This window comes from Sunxiuqinia rutila (genome assembly GCF_050589705.1).
Classification (GTDB): Bacteria; Bacteroidota; Bacteroidia; order Bacteroidales; family Prolixibacteraceae; genus Sunxiuqinia; species Sunxiuqinia rutila.
In genome coordinates, this window is sequence record NZ_JBNGOT010000008.1 from 164,917 (window position 1) to 191,416 (window position 26,500).

Sequence of the window (26,500 nt, forward strand, 5' to 3'; positions counted from 1 at the left end):
CGAATTGTAAAACAAAAAGAAAAGATTATAGCATTATGGGAGATCCAAGAGGTTTTATGAAAGTAGCGCGGAAAGAAAGCGGCTACCGACCTTTAAACGAAAGAATATACGACTACGGGGAAGTGGAGCAAACCCTGAACGAAGAAGACAGAAGATTACAGGCATCGCGTTGCATGGACTGTGGCGTACCGTTTTGCCACTGGGGATGTCCGGTTGGCAGCAAGATTCCGGAATGGCAGGATGCCATTTACCACAAGAACTATGCAGCGGCTTATGATATTCTGCACTCCACCAATAGTTTTCCGGAAATGACCGGACGGGTATGCCCGGCACCCTGCGAGAAATCCTGCGTGCTGGCTATCCACAACGAGTCGGTGACCATCCGCGAGAACGAATCCTCAACGGTAGAGAAAGCCTTCGACCTGGGCCTGATTAAAGCCAATCCGCCCCAAACCCGTACCGGAAAGAAAGTGGCCATTATTGGCTCCGGACCGGCTGGTTTATCGGCTGCCGACCTGTTGAACCGGGCCGGACATGAAGTAACCGTTTTTGAAAAGAACGATGCCATTGGCGGACTGCTGCGCTATGGTATTCCCGACTTCAAACTGAATAAAGGAATCATTGATCGCCGTTTGTCCATCTTCGAAGAAGAAGGAATCATCTTCAAAACGAATGTTTACGTGGGGAAAGACATTTCGCAAAAAGAACTGCTGAATGATTACGATGCCGTTTTGCTGGCGATGGGGGCCGAACAACCCCGCGACCTGGTTACCGAAGGACGGGAATTGAATGGCGTTCATTTTGCCATGGATTTCCTGACTCAGCAAAACAAAGTGGTGGCCGGCAAAAAGGTAAGCACGAAAGCGCGCCTGTCGGCCGAAGGCAAACATGTACTTGTGATTGGTGGTGGCGATACCGGCTCCGACTGCGTAGGAACATCTATCCGCCAAAAAGCGGCCAGCGTAACTCAGATTGAGATTATGCCCAAGCCCTCAGAAACAAGAGCCGAAAACAACCCCTGGCCCTATTGGCCCACCACGCTGCGTACCTCCAGCTCGCACCTGGAAGGCTGCGACCGCAAATGGGCACTTTCAACCAAACGGCTGATTGGCGAAAACGAGCAGGTAAAAGAAGCTGAGGTAATTGAAGTAGCCTGGGATAAAGATAAAGACGGACGCTGGCTGATGTCAGAGATTCCGGGAACGGAACAAATCCTGAAAGCGGACCTGGTCTTGCTTTCCATGGGATTCACCCAACCGGTTCACAAGGGCTTGCTGGAAGACCTGGGCGTAGAATACGACAACCGCGGCAACGTGAAAGTCAACCAGAAAAAGCAAAGCTCCGTGGACAAAGTTTTTGCAGCCGGCGATGTGGAGCGGGGCGCCAGCCTGGTGGTACACGCCATTCAGTGCGGCAAAGAGGCTGCAGCAGCCATCGATGAATTTTTAAGCTAGAATTACTTAACTCGTAATACCCTCCAAAGGCCTCGCAACATTTTGCGGGGCTTTTGTTTTGGCAGCCTCTGCAAGCCGGAGAAACTCAAAGCAGAAATCGCAAATTCCAATCCGCCGTCAACACCTTATTTCGTAGCCCCAAACTTTCGTCGGTGCTTTTCTTCCGTCGCATAAATCGCATTCACGAATCCCAGCATAATACCAATGCCTGTCAGGATATAAATCGTTGTGAATATTTTCCCAAAATCAGTTTGAGGGCTAAAATCACCATAGCCAACCGTTGTTAAAGTAATAACCGAAAAATAAAAAGCATCAACCCATCTCCACCCTTCTACAAAATGGTAGACAAACGTTCCGTTAAACAGTGTTACTAAAGTTGAAATTACCAGGTTACGATACGTTTTTTCCTTAAGAAAAAGTATGATTGTCTTAAACATCCCCATGCATGAAATTTTTACTACGTGCTTGATTTTCTAACGCAAAAGTACGACATATTTCAAAACTGCAACACCCCATCATCCTGGCTCTCAACCTCACCCCCTTTGCCAGTGAGGTCTTCACTTCGAGTGAAGACCTCACTAACAAACAAACCCAATTACCAGTCGGATACAGCATCAAAAGGCCATAAAATCCGTAACATCAGTTACAAACCAAAGATCGTACGTTATGAAAGAATCAGCACAAACCCGATTCACCCCTCAAGCTACCCGGTCGATCTTAAAACAATACCTCCCTTGTTTGCTTGTTGTTTTTTGCTTACTGGCACTCTCTTCAACTACCATCCGGGCACAGGATGCCCTGTTGAAACACGCGTATACCTTTGATGATGGAACGGCCAATGACATAGTTGGCGAGGCACATGGCACCATTAATGGCGGAAAAATCATCAACGGGGAGTATGTTTCGTTTTCGCAAGGGCAGTTCATCGTTCTGCCGGCCAATAAGATTGCGCTCAACAGCTATCCCGCGTTGAGCCTGGAAGCTTACCTGGGTGCCGGGCATCTGAATGCCTATTTCACCATGTTCTCCTACTTTGGAAATTCAGTGGGACCTCTCGGAACAAGCTACCTGTTTCAATCGCTGGCCAACGGCGGACACAGCGCAACCGCCATATCGTGCAAGAACGACCAGACCCCCTGGCTACCTGCACCAATGTATTTGCCACGCCACTCGTAGATGCCAAATACCACCATGTGGTGAGCACCTTCGACAACCATGAAATGAAATTTTATGTGGATGGTGTGTTAGTTGGACAAAACACCATTGATGAATTTCCCAACAATTCAATTGCCAACCTCAGCAACCAGTTCGCCTACCTGTGCAAATCGGGCTATATGCAAGACCCCACCTGGTTCGGTACCATCGACCGTTTCAACATTTACGAAGGCATTCTGGATGCAGCCACCATTGCCGCTTCGGCTAAAAAATACCAGGCTGGCCTAAAAGACTTACCTGCGGAAATCAAAGAACTCCTCTCCAATGTCCTGGTCAATCCGGGATTTAAACCCGAAAGCGACTTGTCCGCAGACTTTCTGCAATCGTATAAGCCCGGCAAGTTTGTGGTTTACCCCACCGTTATTCGCACCCCTGATTCAACCGCTTTTTCGCCAGGCTCGGCCAAAGCTTTTGCCGACTTGCTGATAAACGATCTGAATTTAAATGCCGAATTCAACGAAACAATACTCAACCCGGGACAACTGGAAGGTCAGGGGCAGCTGAACTTCTTCAATAACGACATGAAACGGCTGGCCAGTGCCATTCAGGAAGAAGGAACAAATGCCGACTACTACGTGGTTTTGGAAATCCTGTTTCCTCCCCGGCAGTCTGAGGCAGTCAATGTTTTTGGCATTCATATCCTCGTTCTGGATAAGGATACGGAGAATGCTTTTTCGTTTTTACTGAATGTGCACCACGATTACATGGCCTACAACAGTTTGTGGGCAGTAAATGCTGAGCCGGCTAATTTAGAACCTCTGAAAATTAAATGTGCTAAAGTGGCTTTTGATGCCTTGTGCAAACAGCTTGAGTATGCTGAAAGTGCCATGGTAAAATAATTCCATCGCCCTTTCCTCCATCACCAAACTCTGGATCTTTCACCAGTAAGGGTTTCACTCAAAGTGAAACCCTTACTAAAAGCCCTCACTAAACCTCGCCTCTTATTTGTATTCAATCCAAACAAGCAATTACCAGAACTGCAATCCCTATTTCTTGCTGAATTTCAGCCACTATATGCTCATTAACATATTTGATGTAAATAATAAATTGCTTTATTTTATTCTGCTTAAGGTGTGGTAAGAGAAAATACGTTCAGGATTAATCATTAAAAAACGAACAAAAATGAATCAAGATCAGAACAAACACATGCGTATGTACCTCGCAACGCAGACAGCGCTGGACAACCACACCCCGCGCTGGAACACCATTCCGGTAATGGTGACCGTAAAAAACGAGCTGGATGAACTGATCCAGCGTATTCAAGAAAAAAATGAAGAGACCGATGCCAACAGCAAAGGCACGACCGAACAGAAAGAGACCGTTCGCCGAGGGGTGGCCGAAAAGGCGGTAAGTATCTCCGGCATTTTGCAGGCTTACGCGGCATTTAACAACGACAAGGTGCTGGCCGGGCAGGCGAAGCTCATTAAATCGGACTTGTTAACCTGCCGCGAAACCGATGTGGAAGCAGCAATTCGCCCGGTTTTAACCCTGGCCCGCAACCTGCTTACCGAGCTGGCCGATTTTATGCTCACCGAAGCCATGTTGGTAGAAACCGAAACCAGCCTCGACAGCTTTAAAGCCCTGATCGGGCAGCCGCGCACCATCCGCAACCAGGCCTTTTCGGCGATGAGCATGCTCGAAGAAATGTTGGACCAGGTGGATGCCCTGCTAAAGCAAAAGATGGATAAGCTGATGATCCGTTTCGAATTTACCGATCAGCCTTTTTTCGAAGAATATACCCGGGCCCGGGTCATTGTTGACTGAACCGGGGTATTGACGTTTACTTCTTGCAATCTTAAACCGGCAGCCGGGGAAACCTGGTGGCCGGTTGCTTTAAGCATGCCGCCAAACAGCCAGAACAGCATGCCCGATAGCCAGACGATGAAGCCAACTAGCCAGACCAACCCGGCTACCTGCCAGACGATGATGCCCGGCTGCCAGACGAACTCAGCGACTCGCCAGACGATGATGCCAACTAGCCAGACCAACTCCGCGACTCGCCAGACGATGTCGCCGAACAGCCAGAACAAGCCGGCCGGGAGCCAGACGATGTCGCCGCCCTTCCAGACGATGTTGGTGGAGCGCCAGACGGTGTCGCCAACCCTCCAGACGCACTCGGCGAGGCGCCAGAACATCTGCAGGACGCGGGAAACAGGGGAAACGACCCGAATTGGGATACCGGGCAGGGAGTCAAGAAAAGAGCCATTCCCCTGTCGACTGGAAAAAGAAAATCTTTGGTCGGGGGTAAATGAGTTACGAACTCCAAACAGCTAGCCCCTGCTTACCAATTCGTTCAAACAAGAGAGAGACGGGGAATCGGATTAAAAATCCGGATTTAGCAGGGTCAGAATTGAAAATCCCGACCAGCCGGGCTGATCTGTCCCCGGCATTAAGTGAGGGCTTCACTTTGAGTGAAGCCCTCACTTAATTAAGCACAAGCTGGATCGGATTTGAAATCCGATCCGTGTAAACGATGGATTTAAAATCCATAAAAGCGAAGTAACTCTTGCTGCCGATCAGTATAGCCAGGGAAAACGGATAAAAAAAATCAAGCAAAAGAATTGGGTGACAAGCCGCTACTCAGCGGGTGACTTCGAGTCACCCGCTGAGTAATTTATTAAGCAAAAAACATTAATTAGACATAAATAACTCTCTTTAAACAGCTAGCTATTATTTAGAACAAATCTATTTTACACAAACTCCCCGAATCGATAAAACTCATGAGCGCATCGTTTTAGGGGTGCAAACCCCACCCCCGAACCTATGAACGATCATTTTCAGCAATTTCAGTTGGAACTTCAAAAATCATTGAGGGGTTACCTTCTGCTTAAGAAAGGAATAAAGTACTAGTAAAGTTATTATATTTACTAAAAATCAAGCCGGGCAACAAAAAAGATTCTGTTATCCGGCTTGCATTCATTTATTAGTTAACCGGGAAAGCAGTTGCTGCTGCTTTCCCATAAACATTGTAAAAATATGAAAAAGTTTTATTTGTTAGCCATGCTGGCTATTGTTGTAACAATTTTTAGTGCTTGCCAAAAGGATGAGCTTATAGATGAGCAACTGCAATCTGTTGCCTTAGGCGAAGAAAAACCCGATGTATATGTTGAAAATGGGTATCTGGCATTTAAAAATCTGAATACTGTCGATAGTGTTATGACAGTTCTGAATGCAATGACCCGAGATGAACGGGAAGCATGGGATGCTCGGATGGGATTCAAATCAGCCTATGCTGATTTTGAGAGACTCTTTGATGAGTATGAAAAGCTAGGCTCTCAAGAGGAGTTTTTGGCCTTTAAGAAAAAATACCAAAACCGGCTTACTTTTAACGATGCCGACCCTACGGATAATTCCATTGATTATCCGTTTATCTCTACGGCCTTCACGCCGGTTTTAAACCAGGATGGAATGATGAAAATTGGTAAAAGTGTTTATCAATACACCAAAACCAACCGGATATCCGTTTATGATGGCGACCTGAATAAGCTTGCCAACCTCGACCAGTACATCAATGATGATATGGTCGATATTACCACCAATCTAAAGTCGACCGGTTCACAAACAACGCTTCTCGATGATTTTGGTGATAATAATCCAGACCGTTCAGGCAATAGATGGTGGACTAAGGGGAAAAGGAGGCTGCTAAATGAACTGAAAATTGAACGGATAAATACCTGGCATCACGATTACGTCTGGTATCGCCAAGTGAAAGTTTATTTTGAACAGCGAGGACAAAAAAAGGGAACTTTTGGTTGGAATGACTATAGAACCGTTTATCAATTTTCAGAAATGTATTTTAGAATTGGGTCTGAACAATCACGATACGGAAGTGGAGATACAAGTGCCGAGGTAAGGCCTAGTGCTAAAGTCACGCTTGTCTCCTATGGTGATGAAGTAACGGTTGCCCCTAATACAACACCGCCATACTTAAGTTTACCAACAGTGAGTATGAAATGCAATACGACTTTCCGAGGTTTTGATGGTGTCATGGACCCGCTGGATCATAATGTTTACAGCGGTTTTCCAGGCACAACAGTATGGACAAACTACGACTATGATTGATTAAAAGTAATAGCTCCTCCGTGATTGCAGGAGGAGCTATCACTCAAAAAAATGGAACATGAAGCATTACCTATTACTATTTACCTGTATAATCCTACTCTCCTGCGAACAAGTCGTGGACTTTGATTACCAGCCGGAGCAGAAAATCAGTTTAGTTTGTGTGCTTAACCCCGATTCATTGGTGCAGCTAAGCCTGCATTATACCCGCGCCCTGGATGAAAATACTGCTTTTGTTCCGGTTGAAGATGCCCGAGTGGTGTTTTATGAAGATGGGCAGGAATGGGGCACAGCAACTTACGAACAGAATGGAACCTATCGGTTGGACAACTACCCCACTATAGGGAAAACATACCGGCTTATAGCTGACATTGCTGAGCACCTGTCTTTAAGCGCCATAACAATAGTCCCTGAAAGACCGGATGTCGACACAACGATTGTATCTAAAACCCCATACAGATTTTGGAATGATCATGATCCAAACACTCAATTTTATTTTCTGGAGGTTGAATACCGGATTGATGACCAGCCTGGGAAAAACTACTACTGGAACGGATTTTTTCATCAAATATCCTGCATGAGTCCTTATGCTGATAATTTTAACCGGGAAATTGACACAGAAGCACAATTTGGCTTTTACTACCATTTTTATGTCCGTCAAACCGATGACGGAGTTGATGGGGAGACGATGAGATTCAAAAAACGCCTAAATACCCGGATGATTGATGTTTTTTTTAATACCGATGAGCATTACGACAAGTATATGAAATCATCTATTCAATCATGGCTGATTGAGGAATGGGAGGACTTGCCGTTTAAAGAACCGGTGCAAATTTATTCCAATATCGAAAACGGAACCGGCATCTTTGGTTCGGCCTCATTTACTTACCTCAATTTTAGAAATGAATAAGCTTCTGACTACTTCCAAAAAATAGATCGATATGAAAACTTGCTTTACAATCCTAAGTTGTTGTTCTGTTTTCCTCTCCTGCGAACAAGTCGTGGACTTTGATTACCAGACGGAGCAGAAAATTTGCCTGAATTGTGTGCTCAATCCCGATTCTACTGTTAGCCTTGATTTGTATTATACCCGAACGCTGGATGAAACAGGCGAGTTTGAGCCGGTTAGCGAGGCAACCATTGAGTTTTTCGAAGACGGCGAGCCTTGGGGCACGGCTAACCACGTTTCAAAAGGGAACTACATCCTCGATAAAAAACCCCTGCCTGGAAAAACTTATGCGGTTAAATGCAACACGCCGGGAAACCTACCTCTAACGGGCAGAACAACCGTACAGGAGAAGCCCAACGTGAGCTACGTTGTTCAATCCAAAGAAAGATATGAAGGATGGCGTGAAATGGATAAATCAACCCAATTTTATAAACTGATGGTTGATTACCAATTAAATGATCAAACTGGAAATGATTACTATTGGAACTATATTCTCTTTTGGTATGACGCATGGGAGAAATACAATTTCTCTTCATCCCTAGTTTACATCTCTCCTTATATCGATGATTTCAACCGGGTGATTGAAGCTGATTCCAAATACGGGTTTTACTACGAATACTACGCCCGGTTAACTGATACCGGAATAGATGGCGGTGTACTTGAGTTTTCAAAAGATATGTCAACAAAAATCATAGATGTCTTTTTTAATGCAGACGAGCACTACGATAAATACATGAAGTCATCAGTCCAGCAGAAGATGATTGATGATGAATCCTTGTCATTCAAAGAGCCAGTGCAAATTTACTCCAATATTGAAAATGGAACGGGCATTTTTGGTTCGGCCTCATTTACCTACCTGAGTTTTAGAAATGAATAAGCTTCTGACTACTTCCAAAAAATGGATCGATATGACAACTTGCTTTACAATCCTAAGTTGTTGTTCTGTTTTCCTCTCCTGCGAACAAGTCGTGGAATTTGATTACCAGGCGGAGCGTAAAATTTGCCTAAACTGTGTTCTCAATCCCGATTCGACTGTCCGCGTGGATTTGTACTATGCCCAAACGCTGGATGAAACCGGCGAGTTTGAACCAGTAAGCGGAGCGACCATTGAGTTTTTCGAGAACGGAGAGCCTTGGGGTACGGCAAACCACATTTCGAAAGGAAATTACAGTCTGGATAAAAAGCCCCTGCCCGGAAAAACTTATGCGGTTAAATGCAGTACGCCGGGAAACCTACCTCTAACGGCCGAAACAACCGTGCAGGAAAAGCCCAACGTAAGCTACGTTGTTCAATCCAAAGAAAAATATGAAGGATGGCGTGAAATGGATAAATCAACCCAATTTTTCTACCTGAAAATAGATTATCAATTGAATGACCAATCAGGGAAAGACTATTATTGGAATTATTATCTTGGCTGGTATGATCCATGGAACCAATACAATTACGGCGTATTTGTAAGTTATCTTTCACCACATATTGACGACTTTAACCGGGTGATTGATTCTGAAAAGGAACATGGCTATTATTATAAATACTACGCCCGCATAACCGATGCCGGGATTGATGGGAAACAGCTTACTTTTTCAAAAAATATAACAACAAAACTGTTGGATGTCTTTTTTAATGCAGACGAGCACTACGATAAATACATGAAGTCATCAGTCCAGCAGAAGATGATTGATGATGAATCCTTGTCATTCAAAGAGCCAGTGCAAATTTACTCCAATATTGAAAATGGAACGGGCATCTTTGGTTCGGCCTCATTTACTTACCTCAATTTTAGAAATGAATAAGCTTTTATATTTACTAATTGTCTTTCCGCTGTTGGGCTACGGGCAGTCGACCAAGCGGCTTACAGGCTATGTACAGGATGCCCAAACCGGTGAACGCCTGATTGGTGCCACCCTGTTTCATCCGGAAAGTGGTAAAGGAACCGCTTCCAATGCCTATGGCTTCTTCAGCCTGGCTTTACCTGCCGGCAACCAGCTAGTGGAAGCCCGCTTTGTTGGCTATCAGCGCTTAAACATTCACATCGATCTCCAGCAAGATACGTTGTTGGTTGTTAAGCTAAAGCCCGGCGTTGATCTGGAGGAAGTCACCGTTAGGGGGCACGATAAAAGTAAGGTGCATCCCGAACTATCGAACCTGAGCTTCAGTCGGATCAATCTGGAAACCATCGACCGCATACCGGTAATCCTCGGGGAGCGCGATTTACTGAAATCACTTCAGTATTTGCCTGGTGTAAAGGGCGGACGTGAAAACACCACGACCTATAATGTGCGTGGCGGAAGCAGTGACCAAAACCTGATTCTTCTCGATGGGGTTCCGGTTTACAACGTGTCACATGTTTTTGGCTTTTTCTCCACCTTCAACAACGATGCCATTAAAAGCGCTTCCTTCTACAAAGGAGGAATTCCGGCCCGCTTTGGGGGACGATTGTCGTCGGTACTGGATATCAGCATGAAGGAAGGGAACATGAAGAAAGAAAGTGGCGTGTTTTCTATCAGTCCCATCTCCGGACGGTTGACCTATGAAGCACCAATAAAAAAAGATACCGCATCGTACCTCATTTCCTTTCGTCGTTCATTTCTTGATCTGCCCATGGTACTGCAGCAAAAACTGGTTGGCTCCAAGCAAACCTACGGATTTAAGTTTTACGATTTCAATGGAAAAACGAACTGGATTGTAAATGAAAAAAACCGGCTTTATTTGAGTTTATACAGCGGCCGCGACAAGCAATTTCACCGATCAAAAGACTCCGGAATCAAAACCCGTGGGCACTACCAATGGGGCAACCTTACCAGTATACTGCGCTGGAATAAGCTCTTTTCATCCAGCTTATTTGCCAATTTCTCTGTTTACTTTAGCCGCTACCAATATGAACAGGAAGTAAACAACGACTCGGGCGAAACCTACACCGAGTTTTATACTTCTTCCAAACTTTGGGATTACAGCGCCAAATTTGATTTTGAATACTATCCGGGCACTAATTACACCCTACGGTTTGGTGGAAAATACAGCCACTTGGTTTTCAAACCCAATATTCTACAGATAAAAGGAAACGAGTACAATCAGAAATTCAATGACCAATATACCAACCAGTCGGATTTGGCAGAACTCTATTTCGAAAACGATTTTCAAATGGGGGCATTCAATATTAACGCAGGTGGCCGGCTGTCAAACTACTTTGCCGATGGTGAGCACTACCTGCACTTTCAGCCACGATTCGCAGCCGGCGTTAAGCTTGGAAGGGGTTATTCGCTTACGGCCTCATATATGTTGATGACCCAGTACCTTCATTTACTAACTAATTCTTCCATGGGGCTTCCTACTGATCTTTGGGTCGCATCAACCGGAAACGTAAAGCCCGAAACGGGCTACCAACTTGCTTTTGGAATGGAAAAAGACTTTAACCAAACTTACCGTGCAGGCGTTGAAGGATACTACAAGCAAATGGACCATGTAATCCGTTTTGAAGAAGGTGAAACCTTTGTAAATGCCAATGAGAACAACTGGGAAGAAAACATTCTCGTAGGCCAGGGCAGGGCCTATGGAGGCGAGTTTTTTATTGAAAAACGTTCCGGACGCCTGACCGGACTACTGTCGTACACACTGGCCTGGTCTGAACGGCAGTTTGACCTGGTAAACAGCGGGAAATGGTTCCCCTTTAAATACGACCGCCGTCACGACATCTCACTTATGGGAGAATATAAACTAAAAAGCACAACCCGTAACGAGAAAAGTCTCTCCTTTGGCTTTATGTTCCAATCAGGAAACAAGCTTAGTATGCCCGATTCTGAAATGCCGGGACTAATTCTTCCAGGAATGGAGAACTACGCATCTCCCGACCTACCTGAGTGGTTCTCCACCCGCAAAACCTTTTACGAACCGAATAACTTTAGAATGCCGAGTTTTCACCATTTAGACATCGGGTACTCGACCAAGTTGAAACGGTCAACCGGAAAAACATACAGCTGGTCATTCTCGCTTTACAACGTATATAACCGTTTAAATCCCTGGTACTATTACAAAAAGGATGACAAAGTCCGGTCGGTGAGCATTTTTCCCCTCATTCCTTCTGTATCATTTACCCATACCTGGTAAAATTGAGAACAAAATAACTGCTTTGAAAAGAAGAAATAGTTTCGGCATTAAGTGAAGCCCTCACTTAATTAAGCACAAGCTGGATCGGATTTTTAATCCGATCCGTGTAAACGATGGATTTAAAATCCATAAAAGCGAAGTAACTCTTGTCGCCGATCAGTATAGCCAGGGAAAACGGATAAAAAAAATCAAGCAAAAGAATTGGGTACAAGCTGCTACTCAGCGGGTGACTTCGAGTCACCCGCTGAGTAATGTATTAAGCAAAAAACATTAATTAGACATAAATAACTCTCTTTAAACAGCTAGCTATTATTTAGAACAAATCTATTTTACACAAACTCCCCGAATCAATAAAATTCATGAGCGCATCGTTTTAGGGGTGCAAACCCCACCCCCGAACCTATGAACGATCATTTTCAGCAATTTCAGTTGGAGCTTCAAAAATCATTGAGGGGTTACCTTCTGCTTAAGAAAGGAATAAAGTATTAGTAAAGTTATTATATTTACTAAAAATCAGCATGATAACAGGATTGCTACCTGTTTCCCATATAAAACTAGAGTCTGCCCCAATCTATGTGGGGCAGGCTTATTTATTAAACCCAGCTTAAAACATACGCTGTCATGCAAAGAAAATGGATCTATACTTTTTTATTCCCAATCATCTTCCTGGTATCTTGTGAGAAAGAAGTTGATCTTAACCTTACTGTTACTGAAGAGCAATATGCCCTGAACTCAATTCTTGAAGCAGGTAGAGACACAATCTTTCTAAGTGCAACAAAAGTAATTCCACTATCAAACACTTATGTCCGAATCCCCATTTCTGAAGCAACTATCAGCCTGTATAGAAATGACAAGAAATTAGGAAACATGCAACATGTTGATGATGGAAATTACATTTTTATACATTCCGTTCAAGCAGGAGACACCTACCAGCTGCAAGCAGCTATTGCCAACAAAACGCTAAGCGCAAAAACAACCGTTCCACCAATCACTGAAATAAGTTACAAAGTAGATACCGCAAAGTACATCACTGGTCCAGACGGCTATTTAGTAACGTTCAAAAATATCTTCATACATGACTTACCAGGACTTGATCAATATTGGTTTTACAACCTGGTAAAAGACAGACAGGGTGATTTACGGAAAAGCACAAAAATACGAGCTACGGGAGTTGTTCTCGATCATTTTAACCGCGAGTTTGACCCTCATGGAGACTTAAGCGAATACTTAAGTGATTTTGACTTTTACTATGCACTACGAATTGAAGATGCTGGCCTTGACGGTAAGCAACTAGACTTTACGATACGAGGCGGTGAAAAAAGTATGAATATTGTTTCTCATGTTGACAAACACTACGATAAATATCTAAAATCAGTTGTTTCTCAAAAAATGATTGAAGATGGAGAGCTATCCATTATTGAACCCATCCAAATTTACTCCAACATTACCAATGGCTATGGAATTTTCGGTTCCGAGGCAAAAACCATTGTTTGGTTTTAGATGCTGATATGAATTCCTTTAAAGATTGATAAATGAAGCGTTTTTTACTATATCTGCTCTTAGTTATTGAGGGTGGCACAACACTGGCACAAGATAAATTTACAATTAGCGGATACCTGACTGATAGCCGAAATGGCGAAAAGCTGATTGGAGCAACTATCATGACCCCTGAGAACCAAAAAGGTACAGTTACCAATCAATATGGCTTTTTTAGTCTTACCTTACCTCCCGGCAATTATCACTTTTCTTGCCGCTATATTGGCTATTATCCGCAAAGCATTACCATTCCGCTGTTCGGGGATACAATAATTACTGTTGAATTGGAAACAAATCTGACAATAGATGAAGTTGAAGTAATTGGAAGAAAAGTTAATCAAACACTCAACCAACTTTCTACGCTAAGTTATGGAACCATCGATCTGGCACAACTCAAGAAAGCTCCGGTAATTTTGGGCGAACAGGATTTACTAAAGGGGCTTCAATATTTACCAGGGGTCAAACAAGGGAGAGAAAACACTGCAGCCTTCCATGTTCGAGGTGGAAGTAATGACCAGAACCTAATTCTTTTGGATGGAGCCCCAGTCTATAATGTAAATCACATGTTTGGTTTCTTTTCTGTTTTTAACAATGATGCACTTAATCATGTCGCTTTTTATAAAGCAGGCATCCCCGCTCGCTATGGCGGCCGATTGGCATCAGTGCTTGATATCTCAATGAAGGAAGGTAATTTAAAACAAAAAGGAGGAATCATATCCATCAGTCCAATTTCAGGAAGATTGACTTACGAAACGCCGATTGTTAAAGACAAGTCATCATTAATAATCTCGGGTCGAAGAACCTGGCTTGATATTCCGCTACGGCTACTCTTAAAACTCCAGGAAAGCGATCAGAACTATGGATACTTCTTCTATGATTTGAATGCTAAATTGAATTGGAAAATAAACGATAAAAACAGAATTTACCTGAGCAGCTACAATGGTAAAGACGAACAATTCTTTAGGTCAGTGGAAGATGATATGAGAACCAGGTTCAATTACAACTGGGGAAACCTTACTTCGGTTCTAAGATGGAATACCATTTTAAGCCAGAAGATATTTGCAAATGTCTCCTTTTACTATAGTCAATATAAACTGGACGAACAAACAATTACATCAACCGAGCTTAGTAGAAGTATATTTCTGTCCCAATCAAAAATGAAGGATGTTTCGATTAAAACAGACATTGATTACTACCTGCTGCCTGATTATAAAATTAAATTCGGAGGCAGCTTGTCCTCTCAATTGTTTTATCCTGGTTTTTCACATAGTAAAACAACCGAAGGACAAATAACTTTTAATGATCAGGAACGAAATAAACTTAAAAATGTAAGAATTTACGCTGAAAACCAAGTAACCCTGGGAGCTGTAAGTTTCAATGCGGGACTTGCTGTATCGGGTTCTAAAACTGGCACAAAAACTTACATTCAGATTGAACCTCGGCTCGCTTTAAGTTATCAGGTAACACCTGATCTAAGTTTATATACTTCATACGGTCAATTTAGTCAAAACCTGCACCTTCTTTCAAACTCTTCATTGGGTCTGCCAACCGATCTTTGGGTTGCATCAACCGAGCATACCAAACCACAAACGGGCAACCAATACGCATTGGGGCTAAAAAAAGAAATCACAACAGTCTATTCTTTCGCTGCCGAAATGTATTACAAATCAATGAATAATCTTATACGCTTTGATGAAGGCGCGATTTTTCTTTCTACCAAGCGAATGAACTGGGAAGATAACATCCTTATTGGCAAAGGAAAATCCTATGGAATTGAGTTTGACCTAAGGAAAAACACAGGTCGTTTATCAGGCTCCTTTTCCTATACGCTGGCATGGTCCAAACGACAATTTGATCAATTAAACCGCGGACGTTGGTTCAACTATAAGTATGACCGCAGACACGACCTGTCTGTATTGTGCGAATATAAGTTAAAATCGAATCGTTCAACGCGTAGTCGTTCTCTAAACGTAGGGTTCACCCTGCAATCAGGAAATAAGCTTAGCCTCCCTGAAGTGGAGCATGAAGCCTTGGTTCCTTTTCACATGGATTATGCCTTCCGTCCGGAAGACCGGGACGAATTCAGCACCGTTTCCAGCTATGCAAACCCCAATCAATTCAAAATGCCAATGTTTCATCACTTGGATGTTGCTTATAATATTCATGTAAAAAAGGGGAAAGCCAGGGGATATGAATGGAATTTTTCTCTTTACAATATCTACAACCGAATGAATCCTTGGTTCTACTATAAGTCACAAGGTACAGTTAAGCAGGTTTCCGTTTTTCCATTTATACCCTCAGTAGGATTCACTTACAGATGGTAATTTATTAAGCAAAAAACATTAATTAGACATAAATAACTCTCTTTAAACAGCTAGCTATTATTTAGAACAAATCTATTTTACACAAACTCCCCGAATCAATAAAATTCATGAGCGCATCGTTTTAGGGGTGCAAACCCCACCCCCGAACCTATGAACGATCATTTTCAGCAATTTCAGTTGGAACTTCAAAAATCATAGAGGGGTTACCTTCTGCTTAAGAAAGGAATAAAGTACTAGTAAAGTTATTATATTTACTAAAAATCAAGCCGGGCAACAAAAAAGATTCTGTTATCCGGCTTGCGTTCATTTATTAGTTAACCGGGAAAGCAGTTGCTGCTGCTTTCCCATAAACATTGTAAAAATATGAAAAAGTTTTATTTGTTAGCCATGCTGGCTATTGTTGTAACAATTTTTAGTGCTTGCCAAAAGGATGAGCTTATAGATGAGCAACTACAAACTGTTGCCTTAGGCGAAGAAAAACCCGATGTATATGTTGAAAATGGGTATCTAGTTATCCAAAATTTTGAAGCTATTGACAGTTTAATATCTATGCTTCAGAACAAATCCCTTGAAGAACAATCAAGGTGGGAAAACCAAATGGGATTAACATCTGCAAAAATATTCAGGGCTGAAGCATCAAACAAATTGGCTGAATTTGACAAAGAGTCTGATGCTAAAAACTATGCAAATAGATTGGTCAAGGAAGGTTATTTTAGCATGGCCGACTCCTCTTTATGCTACCCTTTCAATAACTATTCTTGGGATTGCATATTAAACAAGAATGGAATTATTAAAATTGATGATGTATTATACTGCTTTCAACAAGATGATCAGATTACAGTAATTGATGGAAAAATAGAAACATTAAACCATTTTTTGAATAATCCTGAGGCCTGTGACACCGCGCTTATCAAAATATTTTCCGCTCCAAAATTAAAATCGACAATACCAGTAAATTATGGCACCGTAGCAAGTCAAAGAATTATTTCTGAAGGTGGAGGAGTAAGATGGAGTTTAAGCTTCTTATATGACAAAATAACGCAACAAGCACTTGACCCCCAAGGACATTTAATAACCATACAAACAGGCGTCAAATACTACCTGTATTTTCATAAAGAGAAAAAAGGTGTATTTGGATGGCGAGATTCTCAAGGCATATTTAGCCATCAACATTTAAGTTATAATTTGGGTGGCAACTATGATCCGATTCAAGGTGAATATAGTATGAATTTCACCAATATGACCCCTGCTACGGATTATACACAAATAAATACCTCTGAGCTTTCAAATGTTTACTTAGACGTAAAGGGTTGGAAATTTAATGGGGCCTTATCTCCTATTCCTTCTTCCTATCCGGGGCCAGCTCCCATTATAAACAATTTCTCTTGCAACGGCAAACTCGAATCTCACGCTTTGATTATAAATTTAACCATCAATTAAATAACTTCAAATGGAAGCTCATTAAGGGGTGAGCTTCCATTTAAAACAAAAATCATGAAAAAAGTATTCGTTATTATCACCTTATTAAATTGTGTCGCAATGCATAGTTTTTCCCAAGAAAAAACAGAAATTGGAATTACCACAGAAGGTTCGTGGTTTATTCCTCACCGAGCTGAAACTCCATATACAACTAACGATTGGGCAACCCAAAATGGATTTGGAACAGGGATTGGTTTTTATGCTTCGCGAGATATTTTCTGGAGGGTTTCTACCGACATTGGCATTGCTTACCGATACAAACAGATGCAGCAGCATTATTCGGTATATACAGGTTCTGATGATACAAATGGATATCCTATTAATGCAAAAGGTTGGGACAAACTCCCAATGCACTATATAATTGTTCCCGTTCATCTTAAGATGTTATTAAATAAAAGCTTTTTTATTATAGGAGGTATCGAATCCACTTGGTTATTGAATTACGATGTAGTAAACGAAAAGCCAGAATTTAATTGGGTGGTTGGCTTCGGAAGCCAGAAATATAAGTTGAAATGGTCGGTTAATTACATCAGAGGATTTAAAGAACAGGGATTTCTACATAAAAACATGGAGCCTGAAGGATATTACAAAGGTTCAATAAATTTGAACAATATGCTTCAACTAAAGCTTTCCTATCCGATAGGGCAATTAGAGTTCTAAGTTACCTGCTTATCATTTCCTAATAACTTTCTAAGTTTATTAAATGATACTCACGCCTCTCATATGACTTCATAGCTGTTAACAATTCGTTGCATTTCCCCAATCGTTGAATTTTAATTCTTACATCAGATTCTAATTAAGTAATTTAAATGACACGCATTCAACTAAAAAAAATGACCAAACAAAAATTGGTCTTTTTCCTTTTAATTATAGGTCCAATCGTTCATGTTTCAGCTCAAAAAACCATCACGATCTCTGGCTTTGTTCGTGATTCCATTTCGGCAGAAAACCTATACCACGCTACAATTTTTGACAACAACACCAAACAAGGCGCACTCAGTAACGCCTTCGGTTTTTATTCGTTAAGCGTTCCGACTGGCAAGGTGCAACTACAGGTTTCATTTGTGGGCTATAAAGAACAACGACTTGCTTTTGATATCCAGAGCGACACCACAATCAATTTTCAATTACATACAAAAAATGATTTACAGGAAGTAACTGTAAAGGCCAAGGCCCTGTCCTCAAAACCAGCCTTTGCCGGCCATGAGCAAATAGATATGCAAACCGTTAAAGCTCTTCCTGCTTTTGCCGGCGAACAAGACGTATTGAAAAGCCTGACAGTTTTGCCCGGAGTACAACAAGGCCATGAAGGAAGTGCCGGTATTTTTGTGCGCGGCGGAAGTCCCGATCAAAACCTGATATTGCTGGACGGAGTACCCATCTACAACGCAACCCATTTGTTTGGCTTCGTATCTGTGTTTACTCCGGAAGCCTTGCAAAGCGTCGATTTCTATAAAGGCGGTTTTCCGGCACGCTATGGAGGTCGGTTGTCTTCGGTGGTCGATGTACGCATGAAAGAAGGAAATAAGAACCATACAGAGACCGATATTACCATTGGTCCGATAACATCAAAACTTACGCATCAAGGCCCTATAAAGAAAAATAAATCTTCGTATTTAATTTCTGCCCGACGAACATTGCTCGACTTATTCATAACAAGTATTGCAAAAATTTCTCAGATGTCGAATAATGAAGTTGTTGTACCAAGTTTAAACTTATACGATTTAAATGCAAAGTTCAACTTTGAACTAAACGACAGAAACCACTTGTATGTAAGTCTTTATGGAGGTGGAGATCTTTTATCTTCGGACTTCAAAGACAATTATTCTTACGAAGGCGGTGAAACCAAGCAAAACTCAAAAGTAAAACTAAAATGGGGAAACCGAATTGGAGCATTGCGATGGACTAGCCAGTTAGGAAACAGACTCTATTTAAATACAACACTTTCGAGCGGCTCATTTCGCTACACCATACATAATAAATACGACCAGACTGTTACAAAAAATGGCGATAAAGAAAAAATCTGGTCTGATATTGAGTACAAAACCCGGGTAAACAATAACAAAATTCAGTTCCTATTCGACTGGTATTTGCCTAAAAATAAAATCCAGTTTGGTACAAGCGCAGAGTTAAATAGCTATCTGCCCGGCGAACAGGAAATTGAGCGTCACGACGGGCAAAATACCCAAAGAGGCAACGGTGAGGTCAACAATAAAGCACTGGCACTTTTTATGGATGATCAGCTTAATATTGGCGATAAACTTACTGTTCATGGTGGACTTCGGCTTGATCTTTATGATTTGGGAGGAAAATGGCACAGTTATATAACGCCAAGAGCAAATGCAAAATGGGTGGTATACAAAAATCTTAGCCTGTTTTTGTCGTACGACCAGATGGTGCAACCGCTGCATTTATTAACCAATAGCAGTGTGGGATTACCATCGGATATTTGGGTGCCGGCCACAGAAGATGTAAAACCCGAGACGTCGCAACAAATCACCTTTGGTAGCTATTTAAAATTTAACAACAAGTTTTCTTATAAATTCGACTCGTACTTCAAAACCATGGATGGCGTAATAAATTACAAAGCCGGAAACAGCTTCATGGATATTTACGACAATTGGGAAGAACTGGTTGAAACCGGAGTTGGCGAAGCCTGGGGCTTTGAAAACTCGTGGAACTACAAAACATCCCGATTAAATGCATGGGTAAATTATACACTTTCATGGAACAATCGCAAATTTGAAAGCATCAATGAAGGTAAAGCCTTCCCGTTTAAATTTGATCGTCGCCACGACATTAATTTAGGCTATGTGTATAACTTAACAGATAATATTGAGTTTTCTGCTGTGTGGACCTATCAAACAGGAATGGCTTCCACCATCCCGGTACTGGATTACCAGGCTGCCGGTCCAATCGACTATTGGCTTTCTGACTTTGTCACCGGTATAGACATTGAAGATACGCACCGCATTCAATATTTTGAAGAATACAACAACTATCGGTTACCTGCTTTTCATCATTTAGACCTCGGTATTACATTTAAAAAGCAAAAAGGAAATCTTTACCGCGAATGGAAACTTGGAGTATATAACGCCTACGCCCGGAAGAATGCATACATGTACTATCCACAAACATCACCCACAGGAGAAACTAAGTACAAGCAAATATGTATTTTTCCATTCATTCCATCAATCAGCTATCATTTGAAATTTTAAAATAACTAATAATGGATAAGTTACTCCCCAAATATCTCTTTGTCGCACTTACCTTATTTTTAACACTCCCAGCGTGTATTTCAGACATGGAGATTGATGTGCAGACTCCCGAAAGAGAAGTTGTTGTCACCTGCCTGTTTAGCCCCCAAGGAAACTGGAAACTTACACTTGCAAAAACAAAAACCTTACAAGAAAACGAGGACACTTATATAAATAATGCCTTGGTCAAAATTACAACGGAAACAGGGGAAGAAGTTACACTTAATTACTCTGGAGAAAGAGGAATATATTCGAGTAATACTCGTCCAGAAATGGACAAAACCTATAGACTAAATATACATATACCCGGACATAAAGAAATTACAGCAGAAAGCAGGATTCCAAATATTGTTAATGCCACTGTTCCTGATTTTGATATAAAATGGATAAAATACCTCTACCCTAACAATCTCATGGATTATGATGTTTTCCCGTTGCAGGTAAACTTTGGAGAAACTGTACAAGATGCACGGTTTCTGTTCCGATCTTACTATTTTGATCCGAACGAAGGATATAAACGGTACATGCTTACCATGGATTCTCTGGAAAAACTTAAAAAGGCTGGCTTGCCGGAAAACGCATACCTCGAATTAGCGGAGCTGGCTGACCAATGGGTTGTAAATCAGTCGATCTTTGATCATATCCTCTTCAAACTTGTTTTTTTTGAGGATTTTGATTTAAAGCAGAGATTATCGTATCTATTATACCAAGACTTAAAACAAAAAACGGTTTCTGCCCGTGAGTACGAAGCTTTTGGGAGATCGGTATGTTTTGGAAATGACTATTGGCTGAATAATGTTTCATACGATGTGATGACCACAATTGGAGAAGCAGAAAATGTTACCCATGCAAAATTACTATACGCTAACGCCAATCTTAAATATTCAATGGATAAAAACCAAAAACGCGATGAAGAATTTTGGCTAGAAGTAATTCAAGGTAGCAAAGAGTATGTCGATTATTACCATTCCTATATTTTGCAAGTAAGCCAGCGTATTAATCCGTATTCAGAACCAGTAATGGTACAATCGAATATAAATAATGCAACAGGGATTTTCGCCGGCTATCACAGACAAATGATTCATTTATTTAATTATTAAATAATAAAACCATGAAACAATTTTTAATTACTCTTTTATTGCTCGCTCCTGTTTGGGCTACTTTTGCCCAGTCGCCAACGCAAATAGGCATATACAGTGAAGGAAGTTGGTTCTTCCCCAAACACGACCGATCCACCTTTCAAAGCGCAACTGAGAGTTTGTCAACAGGCGTTGGGATGTATGTCTCCTCTCCAATTAAAGGCAGGTTTTCAGCATCGCTAGGCCTGGGCTACCGCTATAAAACCAACCAGGCAAGCTTCTTGGAAAGAACAGACGAAGGTTCTATCGATTATGGTGGAGAGGGAGGAGGATACGGCTACAGCACTGTTGAACAGAAATTTCCGCAACACTACTTCACGATCCCTTTAAAACTGCGGTATACCAACAGTCGCCATCTGTTCCTTGAATCGGGCCTGGAGGCCGGATGGTTACTTAACTATTCACGAATAAACGAAAAACCAGAATACAACTGGTTATTGGGAATTGGCTATAGCAAATATCGACTTCAAGGATCATTAAGCTATGTACAAGGGTTGAAAGACCAGGGGATGGGGAAAATACAAAATGAGAAACTTTACGGGCAAATTTATCGCAACCGTATGATTGTACTGAATCTATCCTACACGCTTTGGGGACATACGAAGCAGTAACAGTTGCCTGTGGGCTAGCTTGGGGCTATGTCCCGGTCAGCTGGATAAAGAAAAGTTGGCTCAGTGAGGGCTTCACTTTGAGTGACGCCCTCACTTAATTAAGCACAAGCTGGATCGGATTTGGAATCCGATCCGTGTAAACGATGGACTTTCAATCCATAAAAGCGAAGTAACTCTTGTCGCCAATCAGTAAAGTCAAGGAAAACGGATTTAAGAAATCAAGCAAAAGGACTGGGTGACAAGCTGCTACTCAGCGGGTGACTCGAAGTCACCCGCTGAGTAAAGTATAGCCTGGTTTTCATTCCTTTACCACACAAACCTCAAAAAACTTCACCTGGGCAATTTGAAACCGGGGAAACAATTCGCAAAAGATTTTCTTCAACCGGGATAATTAGTTGTTCTTCCTTGAAAAAGTCAAAAATAACATCTTGCCACATGACGACATTTTTGCATGGAGCCTCATGCCTAATCATTTTTAGTTTGCCAGTGAGGGCTTCACTTTGAGTGCAGCCCTCTCTAAGCCAAGCCGTTCAATAAAATTTTTAACCTTTAGCGCTTGATTTGTCCCCGGTTGTAGGAGAAGTAAATACCCAAAACACTGATGAGCGAAAAGCTGATGAAGCCCCACTTTACAACCTTCAGAAACAAGGCATCCGACACCTGTTCGACTGCTTCTCCACCCAGCATGGCTGCAAAAAACAACGTGGCAATGGTCATGCTCACAATTTGCCCCAACACCCGCATGGTAGCCGCCGATCCCGAAGCCAGGCCATACTGACTTTTATCAACCGAACTCATAATGGTATTCATATTGGGCGAAGAGAAAAAGGCGAAACCCAGTCCCACCCAAACCAGCAAAGCCACAATGAGTCCAATCGGGGTGCTCTCCGCAAGAAACGCAAAGGCTCCCAGGCCCAGAGTACACATGCTCATGCCCAATGTTGCGAGGTAGCGGGGCTGAATCCGATCTGAAAGCCGGCCGGCCAAGGGCGAAAAGATAGCCATCATAATGGGCTGAGCAATCAGAATGGTACCGGCATCGCGTGGCGACAAACTTTGAATTTTCTGCAAGTACAAGCTCAGCAAAAACACAATGGCAAAGGTTGCACTATAGTTGATGAGCGCGGCCAGGTTCGAAAAGGCAAACAAGCGATTACGGGTAAACAGCCGGGTATCAATCACCGGGGCTGTCGAGCGGGATTCCATCCACCAAAAGCCCAGCAAAGCGAAACTGCCAGCTCCCATCAGCAACCAGCCCAACGGCTTGTCGATATGAGCCGAGCCGTAAACCAGCGCCACCAAGCCAAGCATGTAAAAGATTGTTCCTCCGAAGGCAATCTGTGCCGGCTTCTCTTGGCGCATCTCATCCTTTCCTAGAAAAAGATAAGCCACCAACACCGCAATGCCCCCGAAAAAGGTGGCCACCAAAAAGATGGAACGCCAGCCCAGGTACTGCGTCAGCAGGCCTCCGGCAAAAGGCCCAAAAGCCAGTCCCAGGTACACCGCCGAAACAGCCAGTCCGAGCACCCGCCCCCGATGACGAGGCAAAAACGCCGAAACCAGAATTGCCGGGCCAGTGGTACTCGTAAAAGCAGCGCCTACCCCCTGAACATAGCGGAAAAGAATCAGCCAAAAACCTGAAGGAGCCAAGCCACAAGCCAACGATGACAAAGTAAAAACCAACACACCAAACTTAAAGAGTCGTCGAACACCTTTCAGGTCACCCAAACGCCCCACCGGCAACAAGAACATCGCTGTGGCCAGTAAAAAGGAAGTGATCACCCAGCTCAAGCTCACCGCATCCAGCCCAAAGTCCCGCTCAATAGCCGGAAGGGCAATATTGACCGAAGAGATCAAAAAAGTCCCCATAAAAGAAGTCACCGCCACAACGGCTATAATGGAAATTTGCGCTCGGGTCCACTGCATCCTATTGGGTTTGGCATTCGTTTTACAAAAACGGAATAAAATACGTCAACAAAAAGAAAGCACACCAGGCAAGAGTTGCTGCTCTTCCCTAGGCTTTGCTAAGATCCAATCCATCCAGCAAGGCCTGGTAAATCCGGAAGCCTTCCTCCATTTCTGAAACCAGGATGTATTCATCTGCCGTATGCGAACGGGCACTGTCGCCCGGACCTATCTTGATGGATTGAAAAGGCATTACCGCCTGATCTGAGGTGGTGGGCGATCCGTAATACGTCAGACCCAGCTCCTGCCCCCGACGCACCAGGGGATGATCCACCGCAATACCCGATGAGTTTAAACGAAAAGACCGTGCCTTTACTTCGGACTCAATCAGCTGATCCACCAGCTCAAAAGTTTCCTGGTTGGAATAATGTTCGTTGGTGCGTACATCGATGACAAAGGAACACTGGTCGGGCACCACATTGTGTTGCGAGCCCGCATTGATTTGGGTAACCGAAAGCTTCACCTCACCCAAAACTTCCGAAACCTTTTCAAAACGATAATCCCGTAACAGGCGAATATCATCCAGTGCTTTGTATAAGGCATTCACACCTTCGTTACGCGCAGCATGACCGGCTTTTCCGAATGCTGTGCAATCCAGCACCATCAATCCTTTCTCGGCAATGGCCATCTGCATCTGGGTGGGTTCACCCACAATGGCCAGGTCCACTTGTCCCAGTTCCTCAATCAGGCTGGCCATCCCATTAGGCCCCGAAATTTCTTCTTCTGCCGAAGCCGCATAAATCAGGTTAAAAGGAAGATTTTCCTGCTCATTGAAATGGACAAACACCGCCAGCAAAGTAACCAGCGACGCTCCGGCATCATTGCTTCCCAAACCATAGAGGCAATCGCCATCCAACTCCGCCCCAAAAGGATCTTTGGTCCAGTTTTTGGCCGGCCGTACCGTGTCAACATGCGAGTTCAGCAAAATCACCGGCAGCCCTTCCTTCCAGCTGTGATTGCGCGCCCAGGTATTGTTATTCTTTGTTTGAAAAGCAATGCCCTTGGCAGTTAAAGTCGCTCGAATTAATCCGGCTGCAGGTTCTTCTTCTTTACTGAACGACTGGGTCTGAATAAGTTTCCTTAGTAAATCAATATATTCTTTCATGTACTTGAATTAGCTGATTCCAAATTTCTTGATTGATACAGAACTTTAAAAATACGGTTTTTCTTTAAGTTCGTGTAACAATCCCTTCGAAATAGAAGGACTTCAAGCAGCTGATAAAGCGTTCTTAAAAAACAGGAAACATGCCACCGGGCAACAACTCAGCAATGGCAAAAAACAGAGCAAACCATGCTTCCCGATTTCAGGAAGCACATACCCATCTCCCACTTTCCGTAAAAAATGCGGAGTGGCTATTCGCAACGAACAGCCACTCCGCATTCTGGTCAGTCAGGCTATTGCCTGGTCTTTAACGGGTCAGCAGCCTCCTTAAAAAACTGTTTCTGCAAAGCAGGCACGCCCTCATCGGCTTTTACAGTCCGGATTGTTTTCACCAGCTGATCCACCACCGACTGCAGCAGCAAAGCACCAGCCTCGGCATTGGCTTTGGCACCATCGCCCCCATAATGATTGGGATAACTGGCATACCACCAAATGCCGGTATAAACGTTCGTGAGGTGTTTCAGCCGGTCCTGATCCACCCCCGATTGCTGACCAGCCCGCTCCGGATGAACCACCTCCGGTTGGATGGCTGCCATGAGCGAAGACTCGCGGTTGCCGGCATGTGAGTCATACTCATCATACTGGGTCAGCTCTTCCATACGCTCAAGCACTTCGGAATCGTAAGTGGGTTGAAACCAATACAGACTATAGTCCCGTTCTTCGGAAAGCTGCGCCATACCAAAGTAGTTCAAAAAGGCATTATTGCCCCCATGTCCGTTGACGATAATGATCTTTTCGAACCCATTTCGCGCCAGCTCATCAAGCGTTTCCTGCAACATTTTCCAAATCAGCTCAGGACTGTAAGAGATGGTTCCCGGCTGATGACGGGCCTCATTAATCTGGCTAAAGTAATACCAGGGAAAAACAAGAGTATACTCCGCCGCCGCAGCACGAAGGGCCAGTTCACGGGCGATGTACAAGTCGGTACCCAAAGGCAGGTGTGGTCCATGTTTTTCAAACACACCAATAGGTAAAATGCAGGTTTTAGACGACTTTTCAACTGCTTGCACGTAATCCGGAGCGGTTAGCTCCTCTAAGCGGAAAGAGAGCTCCTGTGCCTGCAGGCCACATGCAAGAAAAAAAAGAATGCTAAGGTTAATCCATGTTTTCATTCATTAAGGAATTTAGTAGGTTTGCCTAAAATTACAGTTTATTTTCTGAAAACAGCTGAACGTAGCCACTGGATTGTAGTTATTCTATTAATCAACACTTTGCGTCATTGTTCTTGAACTGGAAATTTTACAGG

The 26,500-nt window shown here is 43.0% G+C and carries 21 protein-coding genes; 16 read left to right on the plus strand and 5 right to left on the minus strand.

Annotated elements, in window-relative coordinates:
• Window positions 1–35: 35 nt before the first annotated feature.
• Window positions 36–1,454, plus strand: a complete 1,419-nt coding sequence (locus ACRD6K_RS12025) for a glutamate synthase subunit beta (protein ID WP_430973447.1) — start codon at window positions 36–38, stop codon at window positions 1,452–1,454.
• Window positions 1,455–1,579: 125 nt separating this feature from the next.
• Here ACRD6K_RS12025 and ACRD6K_RS12030 read toward each other — a convergent pair whose 3' ends face one another.
• Window positions 1,580–1,897 carry a potassium channel family protein gene (locus ACRD6K_RS12030; RefSeq protein WP_430973448.1) on the minus strand — a complete coding sequence of 106 codons (318 nt, stop codon included), beginning with the start codon at window positions 1,895–1,897 and terminating at the stop codon, window positions 1,580–1,582.
• A 223-nt stretch (window positions 1,898–2,120) separates the two neighbouring features.
• Between ACRD6K_RS12030 and ACRD6K_RS12035 the strand changes: the two genes are divergently transcribed.
• The 3 genes from ACRD6K_RS12035 (at window position 2,121) to ACRD6K_RS12045 (ending at window position 4,433) form a co-directional block, all read left to right on the plus strand.
• On the plus strand, window positions 2,121–2,630 hold the full coding sequence (locus ACRD6K_RS12035) for a hypothetical protein (RefSeq protein ID WP_430973449.1): 510 nt from the start codon (window positions 2,121–2,123) through the stop codon (window positions 2,628–2,630).
• On the plus strand, window positions 2,570–3,508 hold the full coding sequence (locus ACRD6K_RS12040) for a LamG-like jellyroll fold domain-containing protein (protein WP_430973450.1): 939 nt from the start codon (window positions 2,570–2,572) through the stop codon (window positions 3,506–3,508). Before ACRD6K_RS12035 ends, ACRD6K_RS12040 begins: the two co-directional genes overlap by 61 nt.
• Window positions 3,509–3,791: 283 nt before the next feature.
• Window positions 3,792–4,433, plus strand: a complete 642-nt coding sequence (locus ACRD6K_RS12045; RefSeq protein WP_430973451.1) for a hypothetical protein — start codon at window positions 3,792–3,794, stop codon at window positions 4,431–4,433.
• On the opposite strand, the gene ACRD6K_RS12050 is transcribed toward ACRD6K_RS12045, so the two are convergent.
• Window positions 4,385–4,804: a hypothetical protein gene (locus ACRD6K_RS12050; protein ID WP_430973452.1), complete on the minus strand. Its 420-nt coding sequence runs from the start codon at window positions 4,802–4,804 to the stop codon at window positions 4,385–4,387. The genes ACRD6K_RS12045 and ACRD6K_RS12050 overlap by 49 nt on opposite strands.
• An 841-nt stretch (window positions 4,805–5,645) precedes the next feature.
• Here ACRD6K_RS12050 and ACRD6K_RS12055 point away from each other — a divergent pair.
• From ACRD6K_RS12055 to ACRD6K_RS12110, 12 genes are all read left to right on the plus strand, one after another.
• Window positions 5,646–6,731, plus strand: a complete 1,086-nt coding sequence (locus ACRD6K_RS12055) for a DUF4848 domain-containing protein (RefSeq protein WP_430973453.1) — start codon at window positions 5,646–5,648, stop codon at window positions 6,729–6,731.
• 58 nt (window positions 6,732–6,789) lie between these two features.
• Entirely contained in the window at window positions 6,790–7,638 is an 849-nt protein-coding gene (locus ACRD6K_RS12060) for a DUF4249 domain-containing protein (protein WP_430973454.1), read from the plus strand.
• Window positions 7,639–7,669: 31 nt separating this feature from the next.
• On the plus strand, window positions 7,670–8,554 hold the full coding sequence (locus tag ACRD6K_RS12065) for a DUF4249 family protein (protein WP_430973455.1): 885 nt from the start codon (window positions 7,670–7,672) through the stop codon (window positions 8,552–8,554).
• Between the two features lie 31 nt (window positions 8,555–8,585).
• Window positions 8,586–9,470, plus strand: a complete 885-nt coding sequence (locus tag ACRD6K_RS12070) for a DUF4249 domain-containing protein (RefSeq protein WP_430973456.1) — start codon at window positions 8,586–8,588, stop codon at window positions 9,468–9,470.
• The gene (locus ACRD6K_RS12075; protein WP_430973457.1) at window positions 9,463–11,781 is read left to right on the plus strand and encodes a TonB-dependent receptor; all 2,319 of its coding nucleotides are present in this window, start codon (window positions 9,463–9,465) and stop codon (window positions 11,779–11,781) included. Before ACRD6K_RS12070 ends, ACRD6K_RS12075 begins: the two co-directional genes overlap by 8 nt.
• 621 nt (window positions 11,782–12,402) lie before the next feature.
• Window positions 12,403–13,281 (plus strand): DUF4249 domain-containing protein, encoded by an 879-nt coding sequence (locus tag ACRD6K_RS12080; RefSeq protein WP_430973458.1) that lies wholly within the window; start codon window positions 12,403–12,405, stop codon window positions 13,279–13,281.
• 32 nt (window positions 13,282–13,313) lie between these two features.
• Window positions 13,314–15,641: a TonB-dependent receptor gene (locus ACRD6K_RS12085; protein ID WP_430973459.1), complete on the plus strand. Its 2,328-nt coding sequence runs from the start codon at window positions 13,314–13,316 to the stop codon at window positions 15,639–15,641.
• Between the two features lie 363 nt (window positions 15,642–16,004).
• A complete protein-coding gene (locus ACRD6K_RS12090; protein WP_430973460.1) occupies window positions 16,005–17,081 on the plus strand; it encodes a hypothetical protein in 1,077 nt (358 codons plus the stop codon).
• A 54-nt stretch (window positions 17,082–17,135) separates the two neighbouring features.
• Window positions 17,136–17,780, plus strand: a complete 645-nt coding sequence (locus ACRD6K_RS12095) for a hypothetical protein (protein WP_430973461.1) — start codon at window positions 17,136–17,138, stop codon at window positions 17,778–17,780.
• Between the two features lie 173 nt (window positions 17,781–17,953).
• On the plus strand, window positions 17,954–20,338 hold the full coding sequence (locus ACRD6K_RS12100) for a TonB-dependent receptor (protein WP_430973462.1): 2,385 nt from the start codon (window positions 17,954–17,956) through the stop codon (window positions 20,336–20,338).
• Window positions 20,339–20,349: 11 nt separating this feature from the next.
• Window positions 20,350–21,477, plus strand: coding sequence for a DUF4249 family protein (locus ACRD6K_RS12105; RefSeq protein ID WP_430973463.1), 1,128 nt, complete (start codon window positions 20,350–20,352; stop codon window positions 21,475–21,477).
• Between the two features lie 11 nt (window positions 21,478–21,488).
• Window positions 21,489–22,127, plus strand: a complete 639-nt coding sequence (locus tag ACRD6K_RS12110) for a hypothetical protein (protein ID WP_430973464.1) — start codon at window positions 21,489–21,491, stop codon at window positions 22,125–22,127.
• Between the two features lie 549 nt (window positions 22,128–22,676).
• On the opposite strand, the gene ACRD6K_RS12115 is transcribed toward ACRD6K_RS12110, so the two are convergent.
• The 3 genes from ACRD6K_RS12115 to ACRD6K_RS12125 form a co-directional block, all read right to left on the minus strand.
• A complete protein-coding gene (locus ACRD6K_RS12115) occupies window positions 22,677–24,053 on the minus strand; it encodes an MFS transporter (RefSeq protein ID WP_430973465.1) in 1,377 nt (458 codons plus the stop codon).
• 88 nt (window positions 24,054–24,141) lie between these two features.
• A complete protein-coding gene (locus ACRD6K_RS12120) occupies window positions 24,142–25,197 on the minus strand; it encodes a M20 family metallo-hydrolase (protein ID WP_430973466.1) in 1,056 nt (351 codons plus the stop codon).
• 290 nt (window positions 25,198–25,487) lie between these two features.
• Window positions 25,488–26,366, minus strand: a complete 879-nt coding sequence (locus ACRD6K_RS12125; RefSeq protein WP_430973467.1) for a creatininase family protein — start codon at window positions 26,364–26,366, stop codon at window positions 25,488–25,490.
• Window positions 26,367–26,500: the final 134 nt, after the last annotated feature.

What these genes read in the sequence shown, in the direction of transcription:
- ACRD6K_RS12025 (WP_430973447.1), top strand. Translation starts at nt 36, where the DNA reads ATGGGAGATCCAAGAGGTTTTATGAAAGTAGCGCGGAAAGAAAGCGGC.
- ACRD6K_RS12030 (WP_430973448.1), bottom strand. Translation starts at nt 1,897, where the DNA reads ATGGGGATGTTTAAGACAATCATACTTTTTCTTAAGGAAAAAACGTAT.
- ACRD6K_RS12035 (WP_430973449.1), top strand. Translation starts at nt 2,121, where the DNA reads ATGAAAGAATCAGCACAAACCCGATTCACCCCTCAAGCTACCCGGTCG.
- ACRD6K_RS12045 (WP_430973451.1), top strand. Translation starts at nt 3,792, where the DNA reads ATGAATCAAGATCAGAACAAACACATGCGTATGTACCTCGCAACGCAG.
- ACRD6K_RS12050 (WP_430973452.1), bottom strand. Translation starts at nt 4,804, where the DNA reads ATGTTCTGGCGCCTCGCCGAGTGCGTCTGGAGGGTTGGCGACACCGTC.
- ACRD6K_RS12055 (WP_430973453.1), top strand. Translation starts at nt 5,646, where the DNA reads ATGAAAAAGTTTTATTTGTTAGCCATGCTGGCTATTGTTGTAACAATT.
- ACRD6K_RS12060 (WP_430973454.1), top strand. Translation starts at nt 6,790, where the DNA reads ATGAAGCATTACCTATTACTATTTACCTGTATAATCCTACTCTCCTGC.
- ACRD6K_RS12065 (WP_430973455.1), top strand. Translation starts at nt 7,670, where the DNA reads ATGAAAACTTGCTTTACAATCCTAAGTTGTTGTTCTGTTTTCCTCTCC.
- ACRD6K_RS12070 (WP_430973456.1), top strand. Translation starts at nt 8,586, where the DNA reads ATGACAACTTGCTTTACAATCCTAAGTTGTTGTTCTGTTTTCCTCTCC.
- ACRD6K_RS12075 (WP_430973457.1), top strand. Translation starts at nt 9,463, where the DNA reads ATGAATAAGCTTTTATATTTACTAATTGTCTTTCCGCTGTTGGGCTAC.
- ACRD6K_RS12080 (WP_430973458.1), top strand. Translation starts at nt 12,403, where the DNA reads ATGCAAAGAAAATGGATCTATACTTTTTTATTCCCAATCATCTTCCTG.
- ACRD6K_RS12085 (WP_430973459.1), top strand. Translation starts at nt 13,314, where the DNA reads ATGAAGCGTTTTTTACTATATCTGCTCTTAGTTATTGAGGGTGGCACA.
- ACRD6K_RS12090 (WP_430973460.1), top strand. Translation starts at nt 16,005, where the DNA reads ATGAAAAAGTTTTATTTGTTAGCCATGCTGGCTATTGTTGTAACAATT.
- ACRD6K_RS12095 (WP_430973461.1), top strand. Translation starts at nt 17,136, where the DNA reads ATGAAAAAAGTATTCGTTATTATCACCTTATTAAATTGTGTCGCAATG.
- ACRD6K_RS12100 (WP_430973462.1), top strand. Translation starts at nt 17,954, where the DNA reads ATGACCAAACAAAAATTGGTCTTTTTCCTTTTAATTATAGGTCCAATC.
- ACRD6K_RS12105 (WP_430973463.1), top strand. Translation starts at nt 20,350, where the DNA reads ATGGATAAGTTACTCCCCAAATATCTCTTTGTCGCACTTACCTTATTT.
- ACRD6K_RS12110 (WP_430973464.1), top strand. Translation starts at nt 21,489, where the DNA reads ATGAAACAATTTTTAATTACTCTTTTATTGCTCGCTCCTGTTTGGGCT.
- ACRD6K_RS12115 (WP_430973465.1), bottom strand. Translation starts at nt 24,053, where the DNA reads ATGCAGTGGACCCGAGCGCAAATTTCCATTATAGCCGTTGTGGCGGTG.
- ACRD6K_RS12120 (WP_430973466.1), bottom strand. Translation starts at nt 25,197, where the DNA reads ATGAAAGAATATATTGATTTACTAAGGAAACTTATTCAGACCCAGTCG.
- ACRD6K_RS12125 (WP_430973467.1), bottom strand. Translation starts at nt 26,366, where the DNA reads ATGAAAACATGGATTAACCTTAGCATTCTTTTTTTTCTTGCATGTGGC.